At 45.6% G+C, this 19,122-nt stretch carries 17 protein-coding genes and 1 riboswitch; of the genes, 2 read left to right on the forward strand and 15 right to left on the reverse strand.

Annotated elements, in window-relative coordinates; genetic code table 11:
• The 15 genes from ypdE to NE665_RS06145 form a co-directional block, all read right to left on the reverse strand.
• Positions 1 to 1,047, reverse strand: a complete 1,047-nt coding sequence (gene ypdE, locus NE665_RS06075; protein WP_118654576.1) for an aminopeptidase — start codon at positions 1,045 to 1,047, stop codon at positions 1 to 3.
• A 12-nt stretch (positions 1,048 to 1,059) separates the two neighbouring features.
• Positions 1,060 to 2,937: a PTS sugar transporter subunit IIA gene (locus NE665_RS06080; protein ID WP_118654575.1), complete on the reverse strand. Its 1,878-nt coding sequence runs from the start codon at positions 2,935 to 2,937 to the stop codon at positions 1,060 to 1,062.
• 187 nt (positions 2,938 to 3,124) lie between these two features.
• Positions 3,125 to 4,078 carry an HD domain-containing protein gene (locus NE665_RS06085; protein ID WP_117442020.1) on the reverse strand — a complete coding sequence of 318 codons (954 nt, stop codon included), beginning with the start codon at positions 4,076 to 4,078 and terminating at the stop codon, positions 3,125 to 3,127.
• Positions 4,068 to 6,047 carry a RecX family transcriptional regulator gene (locus tag NE665_RS06090; RefSeq protein ID WP_118654574.1) on the reverse strand — a complete coding sequence of 660 codons (1,980 nt, stop codon included), beginning with the start codon at positions 6,045 to 6,047 and terminating at the stop codon, positions 4,068 to 4,070. Before NE665_RS06090 ends, NE665_RS06085 begins: the two co-directional genes overlap by 11 nt.
• Positions 6,044 to 7,117, reverse strand: a complete 1,074-nt coding sequence (locus NE665_RS06095) for a lysylphosphatidylglycerol synthase transmembrane domain-containing protein (RefSeq protein ID WP_233104641.1) — start codon at positions 7,115 to 7,117, stop codon at positions 6,044 to 6,046. The genes NE665_RS06090 and NE665_RS06095 overlap by 4 nt, the downstream gene beginning before the upstream one ends.
• A gap of 45 nt (positions 7,118 to 7,162) precedes the next feature.
• Positions 7,163 to 8,215, reverse strand: coding sequence for a glycosyltransferase family 4 protein (locus NE665_RS06100; RefSeq protein WP_118654572.1), 1,053 nt, complete (start codon positions 8,213 to 8,215; stop codon positions 7,163 to 7,165).
• A 102-nt stretch (positions 8,216 to 8,317) separates the two neighbouring features.
• Positions 8,318 to 8,824 (reverse strand): elastin, encoded by a 507-nt coding sequence (locus NE665_RS06105; protein WP_117442023.1) that lies wholly within the window; start codon positions 8,822 to 8,824, stop codon positions 8,318 to 8,320.
• Positions 8,825 to 8,880: 56 nt separating this feature from the next.
• A complete protein-coding gene (locus NE665_RS06110) occupies positions 8,881 to 9,720 on the reverse strand; it encodes an inositol monophosphatase family protein (protein ID WP_117442024.1) in 840 nt (279 codons plus the stop codon).
• 308 nt (positions 9,721 to 10,028) lie between these two features.
• Positions 10,029 to 11,432, reverse strand: a complete 1,404-nt coding sequence (locus NE665_RS06115; RefSeq protein ID WP_117442025.1) for an MATE family efflux transporter — start codon at positions 11,430 to 11,432, stop codon at positions 10,029 to 10,031.
• Positions 11,433 to 12,054: 622 nt separating this feature from the next.
• Positions 12,055 to 13,143 (reverse strand): hypothetical protein, encoded by a 1,089-nt coding sequence (locus NE665_RS06120; RefSeq protein ID WP_256302482.1) that lies wholly within the window; start codon positions 13,141 to 13,143, stop codon positions 12,055 to 12,057.
• Between the two features lie 505 nt (positions 13,144 to 13,648).
• Positions 13,649 to 14,395 carry an amino acid ABC transporter ATP-binding protein gene (locus NE665_RS06125; protein WP_117444510.1) on the reverse strand — a complete coding sequence of 249 codons (747 nt, stop codon included), beginning with the start codon at positions 14,393 to 14,395 and terminating at the stop codon, positions 13,649 to 13,651.
• Between the two features lies 1 nt (position 14,396).
• Entirely contained in the window at positions 14,397 to 15,170 is a 774-nt protein-coding gene (locus NE665_RS06130; RefSeq protein WP_117444511.1) for an amino acid ABC transporter permease, read from the reverse strand.
• Positions 15,171 to 15,190: 20 nt separating this feature from the next.
• The gene (locus NE665_RS06135) at positions 15,191 to 16,024 is read right to left on the reverse strand and encodes a transporter substrate-binding domain-containing protein (RefSeq protein WP_178760160.1); all 834 of its coding nucleotides are present in this window, start codon (positions 16,022 to 16,024) and stop codon (positions 15,191 to 15,193) included.
• A 122-nt stretch (positions 16,025 to 16,146) separates the two neighbouring features.
• A riboswitch (Lysine riboswitch) is annotated at positions 16,147 to 16,312 on the reverse strand.
• A gap of 57 nt (positions 16,313 to 16,369) precedes the next feature.
• A complete protein-coding gene (locus NE665_RS06140) occupies positions 16,370 to 16,837 on the reverse strand; it encodes a VanZ family protein (RefSeq protein WP_117444513.1) in 468 nt (155 codons plus the stop codon).
• 90 nt (positions 16,838 to 16,927) lie between these two features.
• Entirely contained in the window at positions 16,928 to 18,238 is a 1,311-nt protein-coding gene (locus NE665_RS06145; protein ID WP_117444514.1) for an immunoglobulin-like domain-containing protein, read from the reverse strand.
• Positions 18,239 to 18,482: 244 nt separating this feature from the next.
• On the opposite strand from NE665_RS06145, the gene NE665_RS06150 reads away from it, so the two are divergent.
• On the forward strand, positions 18,483 to 18,692 hold the full coding sequence (locus tag NE665_RS06150; protein WP_117444515.1) for an AAA family ATPase: 210 nt from the start codon (positions 18,483 to 18,485) through the stop codon (positions 18,690 to 18,692).
• Positions 18,693 to 18,727: 35 nt separating this feature from the next.
• Positions 18,728 to 18,988, forward strand: a complete 261-nt coding sequence (locus tag NE665_RS06155) for a hypothetical protein (RefSeq protein ID WP_233104754.1) — start codon at positions 18,728 to 18,730, stop codon at positions 18,986 to 18,988.
• Positions 18,989 to 19,122 lie beyond the last annotated feature (134 nt).

Here is a 19,122-nt window from a genome sequence, read left to right on the forward strand (position 1 = left end):
CTAGACTCCTTTCAAAAAATTTGTTGATGTACGATACGCTGCTTCGTCAAAATTGGCAATCAGCTCTGTAAAGATGTCGATGGCGTCCGCAATATCCTGCAGATGTGCGATCGAATAGGCGCAGTGTCCATAACGCACCGGCAGGCAGCTGACAGCGGTCGGTTTCCCATCCCGGCTCTTATGAGCCTCGCCGCCATCGGTTCCTCCTCCATTGAACATATCCAGCTGCAGTGGCTTATGCAATGTATTTGCCGTGTCCTTGATACGATGAATCAAGGCACGATTGGGAGCAAGTGTGCGATCGAAGTTTGTCAGCATCATCCCCTTGCCAATCTGGCGCTGATTGGTATGATTGCGAACAAATTCATCGTTAAAGCAGGCAACATCAAGCGGGAATACCACATCCGGATTCACTTTGTAAACTGCGGTTTTTGCCCCGCGTATCCCGACCTCCTCACTGGAGGTGCCCACCATGTAAACGGTATTGGGATGATCGATGCTCTGCAATCGTTTCAATACCTCCCCCATTATGAAGCAGCCCAGACGGTCATCAAACGCCTTTCCTGCCACAACATTCGATAAGGCGAAGTGCTCAAATTCTGTCGTATACGTTACCATGTCTCCGACCTGAATGCCCAGATCATAGACCTCCTGTGCACTCTGTGCCCCCAGATCCACATAGACTTTGGTGGCGGCGTTGTTCTCATAGGTTGCCTGGATGATACCGTGAATCTTCTTACCATCCTCTGTCGTGATACGAACCCTTTGCATAAACTGCGCCAGCGGCTTTACACCGCCCACGCTCATCAGCATGACCTGCCCCATATCGGATACACTGCGCACGATGAAGCCGACCTCATCAATATGTGCGCACAGCATGATCTTCGGCCCCCGGTTCCCCTTTTTGAAGATAATACTGCCAAGATGATCCGTGGATACTTCATCGGCATACTCCTTCAGCTCCGCAACCAGAACATCCCGTACCTCCTGCTCATTGGATGCAATGCCGTCCGCATTCGACAGCTTTTCTAAAAATTGTATATTCATATAGTCCCTCCTTTAAAATTTCAGATGCGATATGCATTTCATGAAATCCTCATACGATTCTGCACGTCGCAGCTTTTCAATCAGTGCCGTATCACTCATAACCTCAAACAATACTCTGGTTATATTCTGATGCAGCTTTAAATCCCCCTTCTCCAGATCGACCAGAAAGATGACCTGAACCGGCAGCTCGCGGACCGATGCCTCCTGCTTCACAATTCCCACCGACAGAATGTTTCCTCTGCCGCACATTTCCAAGGGATGCGGAATCGCAATACCATTGTTATACACGGTGGACAATACTTCCTCACGCTGTTTCACGGAAGCCGTGTAGCCTGCCTCACAATATCCCTCCTGTTCCAGCCTTGCAGCCATACAGGAAACCATATCCGCATAGCTACCCTCCTGAAAGATGTGGAATGCGTTTTTGCGAAACAAGGAGGTGAAGGAGCGCTCCTGCAGGACAAGGGATGCGTCTGTTTCCAGCATATTCTTGATTTTTTGAATATCCGCATCATCCAGCAGCTCCTTGATGAGAACGATGGGAACATCGAAGACCTCATCCAGCTTTTTGATAGTGAAGATAATATCCGGCTCATAGGAGCGAACCTCATCCAGCTCCAGCAAAGAGAAGGTTTCAATATTACTGGAGGAGAAGATCGTTTCCAGCTTCAGCTTGATTAGAAAGGCACTTCCACCACCGCTGGAACAGATGATGGCGATGCGGTGATACAGATTCAGCTTGTGATGCAGCTCCTTTTCCATATGAGCGGCAAAGTGTGTTGCGATGAATCCGATTTCATCCTGTGTGGTCTTCACATGATATTTCTCCTCCAGCATACCGGCAAAGCGGATACAGATATTGAAAATCACCGGATACTTCACACTGATTTCGTGAACCAGCGGATTGGAGAAGGAAATGCTTTGATGCAGCCGGTCCAACAGCAGGGATACATGTGCCAGAAGACTCTTTTTAAACTCTGCATCGGCATTGAACTGTGTATGATACTGTTCATCGGCATCCTGCAGAAAGACCTCGATATCCTGAATCAGCCCTTCATCATACAGATAGACATCGCTCGGCTTTGTCTTCTGCTTCAGATAATTGCCGATATCACAGATATCTCCGCTGCTCAGTGTTACCTGATAGATTTCCTGAATCACATCTGCCAGCTCAACTGCCATCTGCTTATGGACACTGCTGTCTATCGCGCCTGCAGCGGATTCAATGCCCTTTTCCGCCAGAAGCACCGTGACCTTCAGGAACAGGTCGATTTTTTTCAGCTCGATATAATTGGTGTTCAGCCGATATTGCTTCAGCAGGGCGATCAGCCGCTTTTCCAAATGCTGTATGTGCTGCTGGGATAAGTAATGATCCATGATCTTCTTCATATAGGGATTGTCTTTTTCCTGCAGCTCCAGCAGATACAGCTTGCGCATCATGCCCTCACACGATAAGCTGATTCCGTAATGTGCTTTTTTAATCAGGGAAATGCTGTGCTCAAACAATGCCTTTTCTACCTTGGCCATATCAACCTTGATGATGGATTTGCTGACTGCCAGTGTATCAGCGATTGTTTCCTGCGTGATGTAGTCACCTTGCAGAAGCAGCAGGGCGATGATGGTGTCGACACGCTCCTTGCTGCTGATGGTCATACTGTCTTCATCATTTTGCATGTACTGCTTGAATTTCTGGGGTGCCGTAATTTCCAGATAGTAGCCGAAGCGCCGCTTCAGATGGATGCGAAAACCGTTACGCTCACCATCCTGCATCAGATATTTGATATCATTGCTGATGGTTCTGGTCGATACCTGCAGCTGTCTGGAGAAGTATTCCAGACTGCAGTACTGATCTGCATGCATGAGCTCTTCCAGTATTCGTTTTTCTCTCATTTGGCTGTTTCCTCCTTTCCTCTGGATGGGATTGCTGACGCTTAGGTGAAAGCGTTATCAGCTTGCATGGTTAGTATATCGAAAGTTTCTAAAAATAAAAAGATTAACTATTTCACAAGAAACATGAAAAATTTATCCACAAACTGGAAAAGCGCCGAAAAAAAGCGGTAAATAAGCGCTTTTGCGTCTATTTACCGTCTGAATTTTTGTATCTGCTTTTATAAAACGAACGATTTTCCAATGCAAATACCCGTTGTGTGAACTCTCCGGCCTGTACCGGTTCCAATGCCTTATGCAACGTATTCATGCGTGCATCAATGTTATCGATCATATGCAGCATTTCTGCTTCCGGTATCATCGGCAGCACAGGAGAACCGTATTCATACACTCCGTGATGGGATAAAATCATATGACGAAGCAGCATGGCTTCCTCATGATTCTCCAGCCCCAGCTGCTTTGCTTTTGCTAAGACCTCAGCCTGCATAATGGAAATATGTCCCAGCAGCTTCCCCTGTGTGGTGTATTCACTGACAATGGCACCACTCAGCTCCACAGTCTTTCCTACATCGTGCAGGATGACACCGCTGTACAGCAGATCCCTGTCCAGCATGGGGTATAAATGACACAGCTGCTCTGCCAGCTGCAGCATCCCCAGTACATGCGTTGCCAGTCCGGCATAGAAATCATGGTGATTTTTTGTCGCCGCCGGATATTCAAAGAAATCCTTTTCATGATCCTTCAATATCCCGCATACCAGCTGCTTCATGACCGTGTTTTCAATTTCATCGATATAAAGCTGGATGCTTTCCTGCAGTGCCTGCTGGGAAAACGGTCCTTCCTTTACATAATCGGAAATATCCGCAGCATCCGCCAGCTCTTTCATCTGCTGCACACGAAACTGCAGCTGCTTTTGATGACAGAGCACATCTCCGCTCATTTCCACCAGCATACCTGGTTGAAATTTATGCAGCAGCTCCTCGCTTACATTCCAGTATTTCGCATCAATGCTGCCGCTTTTATCCTGAAACACAAAGGACAGGTACGGTGCTCCCTTTGCCGTGACACCGCGGTTCATACTGATGATCAGCGCTGTCAGCTCTCCCTTGTATCCGTCGTATAACTCTTTTATTTTATTGCTCATCACGCCACTCCATTTCATTTAGATGGTTCATGATATCCTCATGCAGAAAGCCCTTCTGCATGCAATATACCAGAACCTTGTTTTTCAGCGGCTGTCCGCTCAGCTTGCGGCTGTATGTACGAATTGCCTTGGCAATCGTCTTGTTCAGCGCTTCACTGTCATCCTCTTCTTCAAAATTCAAGCGCTCCGAGGTACTTCTGGCGATATCACTGTCAAAGCCAAGTGATATCAGCTTTTGTACGATGGTCTGCTTTTTCATTTTTCTGGATTTATCTTTGATGGTAGCCATCAGCTTTTCTGCCATTTTCAAGGCACGCAGACGCTCCTCCTCATCATCCAGACCGGACAATGCCTCATCGACATCCTCCGCCTGTATTCCTTTATTGATTAGGGTCCGCCGTATATTCCCCTTTCCACTCAGGGAAAACTGCATCTTTTCAATTTTCTGCTGCATATACAGCGCATCATTGATATAGCCCTTTTCCTCTAGCTCGGATAACAAGCCCTCGACATCCTCAACGGATAAGCCAGGCTGCCGATGCAGCCAGGTGCCCATTTCCTTGCGGGTATAATCACGCATACGAAGCTTGCGAATCGCCCCGCGATAGGCCTCCAGCACAATTTCCTTCCGTTGGAAGTGCGCAACGGTATAGCGGTCAAGCATTGTATGCAGACGAATTTTATAGGTGAAGTAATCATCGAGATCTATCAGAAGCTTCTGCGGCTGATCCTCCTTGTCGTTCTGCACATAAATGCGTACATAATCATCCAGCGTTTTGATTTTGATAACCTCGTAAGCATCCTCAAAGTCATTGATTGCCTGATAATATACACTGAGCACCTTGGAATAGAATACCTTGGAATCGTATTTGACGATCTTGCTCAGCGCACGCTGGGAAAAGGCTCTGCGTTCTTCAGCGCTTCGGTGCATAAAGTCCGTCAGCTTCTCTGCAAATTCCTGCGGTGTTTCAAACAGAAAGCCGCTGTCCTCTTCAATGACGAGATCCTTTAACACATCATCATAGCGGGCAAAGACCGGCAACCCGCACGCCAGCGCTTCAATATAGGTCATCCCCTGCGTTTCCGTCAGGGATGCGGATACAAAGCAGTCCGCACAGGCATAATAGGCCGGTATTTCCTCCGGCAGCTTTTTATCTGTAAAAATCACCTGCCGCTCCAGATGATAGCGTTGCACCAGCTTCTGCAGCTCCTCCAGCTGCGGTCCTCCCCCGACGATCATCAGCTTGATTTTCGCATCGCTTACATAGCGAAAGCCCTCGATGGGAATCTCAATGCTTTTTTCCTGTGCAATCCGACCGACAAATACAATCAGGCGTTCATCCTCCTGAATACCGTATTGTCTGCGGATTTCCTGCACCCGGGCAGGATTGATATTATCCGGGTGAAATTTCTCGAAATTCAGCCCTGTCGGTATGACGTAGATCGGAGTCTTCACCCCGTACTTCAACAGCGTTTCCTTCGTTTTTTCACTTGGTGAAATCACCGCCTGCGCACTGTCGGATATCGAACGGGAAAAGGTGGAAACCACCTTCTTCGTCACCTTATCCACCTCATCGATTTCAAAGCGGTTTACATAATGTGTATAATCCTCATACATTGTATGATAGGTTGTCACAACCGGAATATTCAGGTATTTTGCAACGATGCGGCCAAACATGCCCACACCGAATTCCGTATGCACATGAATCACATCCAGCTGCATATTTCTGATTTCATCACGGGCACTGAAATGATAGGGTGTAGACAGCTTATAGCCGTACAGCCATTTCAGCTCCAGTCCGGGAAGACGCAGTACATTGCCTTCCTTTTTCATCGTCATTGCCTTGTGATTGGTGATGACGTAAACGTCATGTCCGTTTTTTTCCAGCTCCCTTTGCAGCGTTACAATACTGGAAACCACACCGTTGATGTCCGGTGTATACGTATCGGTAAAAAGCCCGATTCTCATGAATCCACCTCCCTGATGTCTTTCGGTTTCTTCCTTCTTCTATATTTTTCATCATCGTAGGTTCTTTTTAAATGCAGGAACACAAACGCTCCTACCAGAATCACGATGTGATACGTGGAAAATCTCCACAAGATCATAATTCCGCTGGCCTTCAGTCCGCCGACCAGATATTTGAACAGCTGGACGAATACCAGCTCGGTACCGCCGCTTGCCCCCGGTATCGGAATAAATGCATTTGTCATCAGCACGAAGCTCGCCAACGCCAGACAATCCACGAACTTATCCAGCCCCAGATTCAGGTTCAGCGCATAGGCTATGAAAAACGGCAGAGAAAACTGCACCGTCATACGAATCACATTCCACAGCACGGTTTTGCATATGATTTTCTTCTCGTGCTTCATTTCCTTGATTTCTTTGGTAAAGCCCTCGACCTGAATGGTCCAGGAGGCAAGCGTCTTTTCCTTGTTTTTCACAATACGCAGCTTCGCCAGCAGCGTCACGGCATGCCCACTCAGCTTCACATAGACACGCGGAAACAGCGCCATCGTCCACAGGATACTGATTACACATACATTTACAATATAGCCGATCAGAATCCCCAGAAACGCCGGCCCGATAATCGCCATATAATGCGTATAGCGCAAAAGAAACAGAATCGTGACATAGACCATCATCGTCGTCTGATAAACGATAAAATCCGCCCACAGAATACTCGCCCCGTCACTGTATTTGATGCCCTGCTTTTTGAATACGTATGCCTGACCGAACTGTCCGCCGGTGGCACTTGGTGTAATTCCGCTGAAAAACGTTCCGACAAGCGCATTGCTCAGCCCCTGCCGATACGTGTAATCCTTTTTATAGCGCCGGGCAAAGATCATGATGATCTGCCCTAAAATCATGACATAGATCATTCCCCACAGGAAAATGATGAGCAGCCAGTACCAGGAGATACTGCTGATGAGATGCATGATTTCGTGATAGTTATCCTTCAGTGCAAACCACAGAGAAACAGCGGTCAGTCCGATGATGACTACAAAATTTAAAATATAACTCCGTAATGAACTTTTCATGAACCCTCAACTGCCTTCCTGCCTGAGCGCGAACGCTGCGCTTCTCTACCCCCGTTTGCGTTCCTGCAGCTCCTCATATACACGCGTATAAAATTCTTTCCAGATGCTGAGCACATTCTCCTTGGAATAATATTCGCTGATATAGGCACTGTCAGCTGCACAGCGCGCATAGTAGGCCGGATCCTCATGCAGCTTACGAATCAATTCAGCAAAGCTGTCATTATCATCGGCCATCTGGTATTTCTTAAATAAGATATCCTCATACAGCTCCAAAGAGCGCAGCACCATCGGCCTGTGCAGATTGACCGCCTCCAGTATCGCCATTGGAAACAGCTCATTGTAGGATGGCATAAACAGCACATCCGCCATATTGTAGATATCATTCATTTCACTTCTTGGGACGATTCCTGGAAACTGTACGTTTGCCGGCGGATTTTCCACAACCTTCTTTAGCTCCTCATAGCCGTCCGTAATTTTCCCAAATGAAAAGCCTCCGCACCAGACAAAGCGCACATCCGGCAGCTTTTTGGCAACATCGACAAAGTCCAGCACGCCCTTTCGTGTCTGTACCTGTCCGACGCCGATCACAACAAATTCATCCGCTTTGATCCCATACTGCTCACGGATGGCATTGCGCTGCTCCACCGGCTTCACATAAAACTGCTCCTTGGATACATAATTCGGAATATAGATCATCTTCTCCCGGGCAATTCCGTATTTCTCCAGCTCCTTCATAAAAATCGGATTTACAACAATCAGATAATCCGCTGTTTTATAGAAACTGATCACATATTTTTTAAACACCGAAAACAGTGCCTTCGGAAGCTGTATACTTCCATTCAGCGTATCCGGTAGAAAATGCACATAGCATACGTTGGCATTTTTATTATTCTTCATCTTCAGATAATTCTGCGGATCAATGGTGTGAGAGTGTATGATATCAGCCTTCTTCCCGCTGTTGATTTCAACGGTAAACAGATCACTCGCGCCTTCCTTTACCAGATTAACCTGTTCCAGATAGGCACTCCCCACACCCTGTCCTTCCACCTTGTCGGCACTGGACAGCATATTGATTACGATTTTCTTATCCAAATCCATTCCTCCGCTTCCTGTTCACATGGTTTTCATAACCACCTTAAAATATTATACCATAAACCGATAGACGTTGAAACTCATAATGCAAGTATTACAAGTTTGTAACTATGAGCGTTCCTTTAAAACCTGCAGATGCAGCAGGGCTGCAAGGTGCAGACAGGAACGGCGAAGCCTTCGATTCAGCGTGCTTTCCACAATGTCTCCCTGATGGCGCAATACCAGCTCCCGCTTCAAACCGCGCACATACACATCCAGTAAAAGCTCCTTCTCCTGCTCCTCCAGCTGCAGGATACCCTGCAAGAGAATATAGGCTCGCTGATCCTGTTCCATCACCCTTTCCTTGGCTCTGCGCTGTCGCTCCATCGCCTCCAGCACGGGATCTCTATGTACATAGCCGCCGTTTTTTGATGTCTGTACGATACTGCGGGTATAATTCAGATAATCACTGAGTTCATCCTCCACCTGCAGCTGAACGCATTCCTCGCCATACAGCACGCTGTGCAGACGCAGCGAGGCTGTGTACTGCTTTAAAAACAAAAGCTGTCGCTTCATCGTGCGGATAGTCTGTGCTTCATCGACACATTGCTCATAAAAAAATTCAGTCTCCTTCATCCATTTACCTCCTATATACTCTTATATACGAATGAAAGGTACCGAATTCCTAAATTTTATTGAAATATTTGATTTTTTTCAAATATACTGAAGACAATTTCCTTCTGACGGCCATGCGAATCCCAGCGCGCTGCATTGCCTGCATAGTCGTAGGCATGTCCGTTTTCCAGCTTGGATAGGATTGCCCCAAGCAGAATATCGCGAATATTGCGGGTATCGGAGAAATACGCAAGGGCTTCTCCCTTCATACAGGCCAAAATGGCATCGGGACATCCCAGCTCCTGTTCACTGTCATCTCTGACCTGAAATCCGCGTTCCCTCAGCTGCTGTACGATCTCCTCGGACAGACGGCTGTTTTTGTATATGACAGAGGGTATTTTCTCGCATTGTACAGACAGCACTTCGCCATCGGCTGCCGTACACTGCTTCAGCTGATGATATACCCTGCAGCCCTGACCATCCACATAGGTATACATGCTATCGCGTTTTGGAAAGTAGACAATCGCGAGATGTACCTCATGCTCATGCAAAACGGCACTGCAAATCGACCAGGTATCCTTCTGGTGCAAATAATCCAGGGTTCCATCGATCGGATCCAGTACAAGCGTATAATCATAGTCCTGTTTCAAAAAGCAGGTGCGACTTGCCGTATCCTCCTCCACATCCAGACTCAGTACAGCCTGATATTCCGGAAGTACAGCCTGCAACAGAATTTCCTGAACGATTTCATCGGCTCTGGTTTTGGCTTCCCGCATGCGCAGATGACGTTCATCCTCATCCTCCACCGCTTCCACCTGTTTGCCCTCATTGACGATGGTCGCCTGCATCATATCCGCAACAATACCGGCGATACGAGTTGCGGTAAACAGGCATTCATATAGCTTCTGATACTCCATGCGTTTTCTCCCTTCCTGATGACTGTGCATGTGCATTTGCAGTCATATCCTCATTGGTATGTATGAAGCTCAGTATACTATCGGCGATTGCAAAAAACAAGTCCTTCGCGAATGATTGCTTTACATTTCACGCTTCACATACCCCTATACGAGTTAATTCACGTATGAACTGTTACATATCCCGGTTGTTATAAACATACACAGTCACATTTCTATCGGACAGCTTTCTTTGCGAACACGCATAGCCTGTGCAAAAAAAGGAATTCAAAACAGATTGCTTATAACCTGTATGAATTCCTATCTGGACGTTAGGAAGCTTCCTTTAGCTTCCGCTTTCCATGAACAGCTTCCTGCTCTGTGTTTAGATGACGAAGGATATACATAGTGACAAGTATTACGAAAACAAAGGAAATACAATCAGCCAGCGGAGCAGAATACAAGGCTCCTTTCACACCGAATATGGTTGGAAGTAAAAGGATAAAGGGGACACTTAATACGAAATCCCTTAACAGCGACAGCCCGATTGAGAGCGTCGGTTTGCCTAGGGACTGCAAAAATATACTCATTGCTTTCTGCATACAGCATAATACAATCGTTCCTAAATACAAGCGGAAGGCCAGAACTGCGAATTCGTTATACAAGCTGTTTTCACTGCCAAAGATATGAATGATCTGAAGCGGGAAAAATTCAAAGCAGACCATCGCGATCAATCCCACGACAAGCTCTGCCAGCATCATGATTTTAAAGAGCTTCTTTACACGCTTCATTTCCCGTGCTCCATAATTATACCCGACGATCGGCTGTGCACCGGCTGCGATCCCCACAACAAAGGAAATCACAATCTGAAATACCTTCATGACGATACCGACAACAGTTAACGGGATATCAGCACCGTATTTGGACTGTGCACCGAAAATAACCAGGACATTGTTCATGACCCCCATGATGACAACAATGGAAATCTGTGTAAGAAAGCTGCTGATGCCCAAAGGCACAAGTTCCTTCAACAGGGAAAGCCGCAACTGAAAGCTGTCTTTTTTTAGCTTCACAGACTTGAAATGCTTTCCATAATACATTGCCAGTAATGCGGTGACAATCTGTCCGATGATCGTCGCCAGTGCAGCTCCCTTCATCCCCCATCCCATAATAAAGATGGCGATTGGATCCAGAATTATATTGATGATACATCCTGCCAGTGTTGACAGCATCGCGAATTGCGGACTCACATCTGCGCGAATGATGGAATTCATCATATTTGCGAACATAAAAAACGGTATTCCCAGAACAATATAAGTGAAGTATTCATCTGCGTATGCGTACGTGTTTTCTGTTGCGCCAAAGCCAAACAAAACCTGTTTTCTGGTCAGCATTAACATAATTGTTAAAAGAATTGCCACCAGTACGGTCAATACGATTGCATTGCCAACACTGCGATGTGCATTCTCTTCATCCTTTTTCCCCTGACAGATGCTTAAAAAAGCAGCGCAGCCATCTCCTACAAGCAACGCCAGGGATAGTGCAATAATCGTAATGGGAAATACCACATTGGTAGCCCCGTTTCCCAGATAACCGATTCCTCTTCCAATAAATATCTGATCAACGATATTGTACAAAGCAGATACCAGCAAAGACATGATGCATGGTATGGAAAACTTCAGCATGAGTTTTCCGATGGGTTCCTTAGCTAAATAACAATTTACATTTTGATTCATATAATCCTCCATTTCTGTTCAACATAACAAAAAGACCATAGCGGTAGCTTGCCACGCAAATGACCTTCACGTGTAAGCAACAGTTACAGTCTCTTTATGAATAAGTATAGCACACGAAAAATTTTCGTGTAAGCATTTTTTTATTTGCATAACCTGCTTTCTTATAGTATTCCAATGCTTATCAAAAATCAATGGCATGCCTAAGATAACTTCTATACGTTTGAGGAATTCATTACAAGGCAGTATGAGAATCTGCACGATTACTTCCTGCGGTTAAGCGTTCTACACCAAGCTTTTTCGTCTTTTCAGCTCATGCTATTACGACAGCGGTTCTCATCTCTATTTTTAAGGAATTTGCTGCAATATTAGCCACTGCGTGCATTATTTACCAGGATCGTTATTGATCCATGCATCGCTGTTTGACAGGCGAAGATTGTATACCACCCTTGGCATCCTCCATAGTAATTACAGCCCTTGCAAAGCATAACTACTTACAATACAGTTCTGTATGCATGCATTTATCTCAAAAAGCTTCCTCTGGCCCCATACATCCTGAACAGGTGTTAATTACAGAAAAGAGCTGTACTTGCACAGCTCTTTAGGTTATGGGTCATATTGCTATTCAGGAATGCTGCAGAGATTGTAAAATGGCAGGTCGGATATCATCTTCGACATCCAGCATATTCATCGCATCTACTGCACTGACATTGATTCTCTGCATCAGTTTTTTTACATGAAGAATAGTCGCTTCCACTTTTCCTTCTGCCTTCCCTTCTTTTTTACCTACAGCTATTCCCTGTAATAAGCCTTGTTCTATCCCTTGTTCCAGGCCCTTCTCAATTCCTCTCTGCTCGATAAAATCACTAAAGTTGCACATATCCATGACCTCCTCTTCTATCTCTCTCTCCATCAGTATACCATACCCCTTCTGCAATTGTTCCTTTTTATCCACTATTGCGAGATTTTTTATGAACAATATTTTTAACAGCTCCAGCAGTCTCTGCTTATTCTCATCCTTCTGCTTCACTGCATTCGCTATTTCCTTCTCTGTTTGTACGGCTTCCTTTTTCGGATATACCATGACTGCCGTTATCAGGTCGTAGTCCTCCTTCGCTGCATGCCATATGTTTGTTTCACATGTTTCCTGTATCCTATAGGTATTGATGACATCATCCTTTTGCAGGGCATGATTGATACAGATCCAGATGGAACAGACCTTTTTGATCCTTCCATAATCGGAATGCTGAAATCCTTCCTTTGGATGCTTCTGCTTTGCCATCAATCTGCCGCAGTAATACAAGGCACGCTTGATCAGAGGATACCCGGGATTATCCTTTGCCTGACTTTCCAGGTTGATGATCATGCGAAGTCGCTCTTTAGTGCATGATCTCTTTCCTGTATCTTCTTGCTTCGTGGGTAGCGCTGCTTCAAACTGGATATCGTATTTGATCTGTGATCCCGGTATGGATTCATCCGTTACCTCGATCTGCTTATCATCGATATACGTGCACGCAGCAGTATTATTTATGGAAGACATTTCGATATAGGACGGTATGTCCTTCAGTGGAATATCTGCAAATTCCGGAATGCAGCCCTTCATGACATAGGCGAGTATCTGTTTGTTTGACAACAGCTTTTTACAATACATATCATATGTTTTTTTATCATCGTAATGGGTAATCATAGACGCAGCTTCTGTGTGTTCCTTCACAATCATATCCCTTCTTTCTCTGCGATTCTCTTGTACTTCAGGAATATAATTCGGTGGAGCCCTTGTTCTGCTTTTGCTTTCATAAACAAAAAGAGCTGATGAAAGTCCGTATCTACAGACGGTAGGCGGTGCTGCATAGACAAGACAGACCTTACCGCCGACAGCCGATGCTCAGTGATGGTGTGCTGTATAAGCAGCGAAAAGAATCAGTCAATAGGTTAGAAGCATAACAAAAAAAGCTTCTAGCAGGCAGTTCTACAATAGCAAGGCCGGGGCTTTTGCGTATGGAATGCATGTGGCATGCTTGTATCTATTATATCGTTTCTCATGGGGCAGCCCCTCCTTTTTTCGTAACTACAGTCTAGCATATATCCTCATGAAAATACAGAGAAACAAAAATTTATGTGCTGTAAAGAGCAGCTCCTTCGTTTTACTTTTAGACAGGACCTTGACAAAACGCAGAAATAGAATAAGTATTTCTTATTATAAAATAAAAAGCCAGTCGCTAGGACTGACTGCTAATACGGTAACGCTTTAAAAATTCTTTGGTTCGCTCCTGCTTTGGATGCTCAAACAGCTGCTGCGGAGTCCCCTCCTCAGCGATAACCCCCTTGTCCATAAACACGACACGGGAGCTGATATCATGGGCAAACTGCATTTCATGAGTAACAACGATCATCGTCAGACCCTCACTGGCCAGATCCTTCATGACATCCAGAACATCGCCTACCATTTCCGGGTCAAGAGCACTCGTCGGCTCATCAAACAGCAGAACCTCCGGTTCCATGCACAGGGCACGGGCAATGGCAACACGCTGCTTCTGGCCACCGGAGAGCTGCATGGCACTCGCATTCGCAAAGGACTCCATACCGACCTTTTTCAGGTACAGCATTGCCTTCTCCTTCGCATCTGCCTTGCTTCGCTTCAATACCTTGATCTGTCCCAACATACAATTTTCAAGCACGCTTTTATTATTGAACAGATTGAAGGACTGAAACACCATACCGACATGCGTTCGATGCTCATTGATATTGATTTCCCCCTTCAGGATATCCTTATCGTGATACAAAATTTCTCCTGCATCCGGTGTTTCCAGCAGATTGATGCAGCGAAGCAGTGTGGACTTGCCACTCCCGCTGGATCCGATGATGGTGATTACCTCACCCTTGTCGCAATGAAAATCAATATCATTCAAAACCTCCAGAGAACCGAAATGCTTCTTCAGATGCTTGATTTCTATGATGGAATTCATATTACTCACTCACCCTTTCTACCGGTACGCTCTGGGAAGATGGACCGGATGATTTCGGCATATTCATGCGTCCCTCAACAAAGGAGAGAAGCTGGGTTGCCAGTGTCGTCAGCAGCAGATACAAAATGGCCGCTACGATAAAGGTCGGTACATACAGCATCAGACTTCCTGCAACGGAGCTGGACTGGAAATACAGTTCAATCACACCGATAACATTCAGCATGGAGCTGTCCTTGATATTGACGATAAATTCATTTCCGATGGAAGGGAAGGAATTGCGAATCGCCTGAGGTAATATTATGCTCATCATCGTCTGTGTAGAGGTCATTCCCAGACTGCGAGCCGCCTCATTCTGTCCCTTGTCAATCGACTGGATACCGGCACGGATAATTTCAGCCATATATGCTCCCGTATTGATGGAAATAATCGTAATACCGGCGGTTACCGGTGACCAGTTCAGCACCGGACGAAGACCGTGATATATGATCAGCGCCTGCACCATCATCGGTGTTCCACGGAAAATCCATACATACAGACCGACAAAGCCGTGCAGTATTTTCTTGCTTATGCGGGATAGCGGTGCATCGCGTTCTTCAATGCGCACAGCACGAATTCCTCCCAGCAGCAAACCGATCAGCAGACCGATCAGTGTACCGCACACCGCAAGAAGCAGTGTTATCTTAATCCCATACCAGAACAGCGGAATGTTGTCCTGAAAAATCCACCAGGCCTGGGCAAACATCCCATCCGGTTTTGCGGATGCTACTATCATCATGGTAATCTCCTATTCTTTTGTTATTCTGTTTTCGGCTGACTCTCTCTTGCTTCCTTCATCCACTGATCTCTTGTTTCCTTGGAAATTCCATCCAGTGATTTCTGTACGGCATTGAACAGCTCAGAATCACGGCTTCCCTCTTTCAAACCGACAGATACAGAGGTATCGATATCAAAGCCCTTGCCCTTCGCAAAATGTACGATCGTTAAATCCTTGTTTGCTTCCACAGCCCCCTCGGCAACCGGAAGCTCTGCTGTGATTCCATCCACTTCCTTATTTTGCAGAGACAGAATCATTTCCGGGTACGTCGCCTTTGGTGTCGCATGCTTTACACCCTTGATCTGATCGATGATCGTATCGTAGTTCGTGCTTTTCTGACCGATGATGGTCTTGCCCTTAAACTGCTGAATATCATTGAATTTCGCAGCCTTATCGCCCTTACGCACGATCATGACCATTTCCGATTCATAATATGGAGATGTGAAGTCAATTCCATTTTCACGTGTTTCATCCTTCGTCATACCGGCGATAATCGCATCAATTTCACCGGATTCCAAAGCCGGCTGCAGGCCGTCCCAGGATACCTTTTTGATGACGATTTCACGATCGAGATCCTTTGCAATCTGACGTGCAACACGTACATCATACCCGTCACAGAAGCCGGCCCCGCCAATAGAAACACTCGTTTTTGTCTGTTCCTTCGTCTGCCAGTTGAATGGCGCATAATTGCACTCCATGCCAACTGTAAAGGTTTCCTTTCCCGTATTTTTTGAAACATCCTTGTCGTCATCACTGCTGCCGCAGCCTGTCAGAAGCAATGTCATGGCAAAAGCTGCCGTTACTAATTTTTTCATAATGTAGTCCCTCTTTCTTTTCTTTCGCGTATGCCGCCTGTGGAATATCTACCGCTCATCCATGCAATTCCATAGATAACAAAAAAGCCGTGCTATTACACGACTCACTCACACAAAGCAGAGTTGTTAATAGCTCCTCTTCTTAACGAAGGAGTGCCATGAGTATTTCCCATGACCCCAGAAGTGCATCCGCCAATGCAGCCTCTTCGGCGATGATTACCTTTCAAAGCTATCCCAGTCTGCCGACTCCAGCCTTTACTCTGACGCATCGCTGCCTCTATACGATTTTTCTGTCTTATATACTTTAGCTTAAATCCCGACATTTGTCAATGGCCTGTGAATATTTCATGAAAGTTTTTCATACTCTTTCATTTTCCTTCTGCGTTGCAGATACAGGATAAGAGCAAGCAGACCCAGCCCGAGCGCACCACCTGCTGTATCAATCAAAACATCCTTGAGCTGCCCGCTTCTGCCCGGTACAAACAGCTGATGAAATTCATCCGTTGCCGCATAGGCGGCTGTAGCTGTCAATGCCAGAAGCAGCCACGGCTCCTTCTTATATTCCCGTATCGTAAGTCCCAATAAAATGGCCAGTATCGCATATTCACTCATATGTGCCGCCTTGCGTACCAGAAAACTGGTCATATCCTGAATGATTTCATTCTTCATGATATCCAGTGAGAACAACGCATCCAGAAGGCGTACAAAGAAATCGCTCATTTCCTGTGAATCATCCGCAACCTGTGCAGAGAACCAGAAAATTACAAGCATCCAGAAAATGCACAGGATCGCATAGCAGTGTTTCTTTTTCATGCATATCACCCTGTGCATCATTATAGAATAAGATCAATAAAAATACCAGTATATTTTACCTCAACCATCCCGTTTATGAATAGAGCTGTATTATTTCTCCTGAGAATTTGAAGGTATGGTATCTACGGTTTTAAAGCTATAGCCAAGGTCCTTCATATTTTTGATAAAGGTATCCATCGCTTCATAATTTCCTTTATTGCTTGGATGCAGCAGATAAATCGCCCCCTCGTGATAATGCTCCATCATCGTCTTCAATGCCTCACTGCCCGGCACGTCACTTGCATAATCGTAATAGGCATGACTCCAGAAGTAATTGCTATAGCCAAGATCCTTTACCAGCTTCATCGCACGTTCACTGCTGCCGCCCTTTGGAAAGCGGAAGACCTTTTTCATCGGCTGCCCGGTTACTTCCATATACGTTTTTTCCGTTTCCGTTATCTCTGCGACAAATTTATCTATGCTTGCGGCATTTGCAAGTGTTGTCATATCGTAATGATGCCAGCTGTGGTTCCCGATCACATTGCCGTCCTGAACAAGCTGCCGGATGAAGTCTGCTTCTGTTTTTATATAATTTCTCGTCAAAAAATAGGTTGCCTGCACATCATTCTTTTTCAGAACCTCCGCAATCTGCTTGATATAGGTGATATCATTACCACCCTCATCAAAGGTCAGATAGATCACCTTTTCTTCTGGTCCCTCATAATAGGAATCGTATTTCTTTAACAGCTTTTCATCCTTGGCACCCGTTGTCCGCTGATGATCCTTGCTTTTATTAAACCACCATTCCTCCATGGTATTGTCATAGCTGTCATGATCATAATACAGCTTGGTATTGGTCGGATCAGCACATACCTGAACTCTGCGCTTTACACGTGCACTATTGCCGCTGGCATCCTTTGCCGTATAGGTCAGTGTGTAGGTACCCTGTTTCTTCATATTTACACTGCCTTCGCTTTTTACGCTTTTGCTAACATCACCATCATAATTATCACTCGCCTGATAGCCCGGCTCCTGATAGCTGCCATTCTCAAATACCCGGATAGACGAGCCACCCTTTAAATTGATTTTCGGAGGCGTCGTATCAATGACATTGACCTTACGCTCCACTGTTTTCTGATACTTGTCAAAGGTATAGGTCAGCGTATAGGTCCCCAGCTTCTTCGTGTTCAGATTCCCCTCTACCTTCACCTCATCACTATAATCCGAAAAGCGAAACCTCGCCCGAGCTCCGGGATCCTGAAAGCTGGTATTCACTTCCACATCCATGGTCTTCGCGCCGTTCAGCGCCAGCAGCGGCGTAAACAGTCCGCTGAAAAACAGCAGTTTTATCAGCAGGGCAGCCACCATGACTCCAATCAATCCTATAATTCCATATATCATATTCTTGCAGCGTCTGCTCACATGCATCACCTCTACACTAACGATATGATAAGCAGCTGCGATTTATGCCGTATACAAGCATAGGATAATATACTTATCGTATCCGTACCTTTAGCAAATCCAGTTCCATACATTCGTAATGATTTAGCATATGCAGTATATGAAAGCATGAAAATTACAACAAGCCGCTGATGAAAAATATCGCTCCACATACTGTATTCCGTAAATAACCATAATATAATAAAGCATATGGCAGGTGATGTGCATGAAGAAAATCCCTATTGGGTTAAAGGATTATCGCAAACTGAAGGAAGAAAACTATTATGTTGTGGATAAGAGTCTGATGATTAAAGAATTTATGGACCGGGGCAGCGCGGTTACTTTAATCACACGGCCAAGGCGTTTTGGGAAGACCATCAATATGAGCAGGCGCTGCCCGCCCATGGCGTGCTGGCAGAATTCTTTGATGTCATAAAGGACTCCCGAGATATTTTCAAGAACACTGCCATTATGCAAACAGAATATGCAAAGGATATCAATTCATATCCGACTATTTTTCTATCCTTCGCAGATGCAAAGGGTGATAAGGATAATATTGTCATGCAGATGAAGCTCCAGCTATTAAAGGAATATAAAAAAAATGAGCAGGTGCTTGAACATATCGATCGATTTGAAAAGCCTGGATTTGATTTAGTTATGAATGGTATGTCCAATTTACAGGATGGCTCCTTACATGCAGTTGTAAATGCGATCAGCTTTCTGATGACATAATGCCATCAGTATTACGGAAAACGGGTAATGCTGCTCATAGACGAATAGGCGCTGCCCGCCCATGGCGTGATACACCGTTTATCGAAGCACATACACAGGGGTTCTATGACGAATTGCGCAACGCTCTGGCATCC

Source organism: Clostridium sp. DFI.1.208 (assembly GCF_024463855.1).
Classification (GTDB): domain Bacteria; phylum Bacillota_I; class Bacilli_A; order Erysipelotrichales; family Erysipelotrichaceae; genus Clostridium_AQ.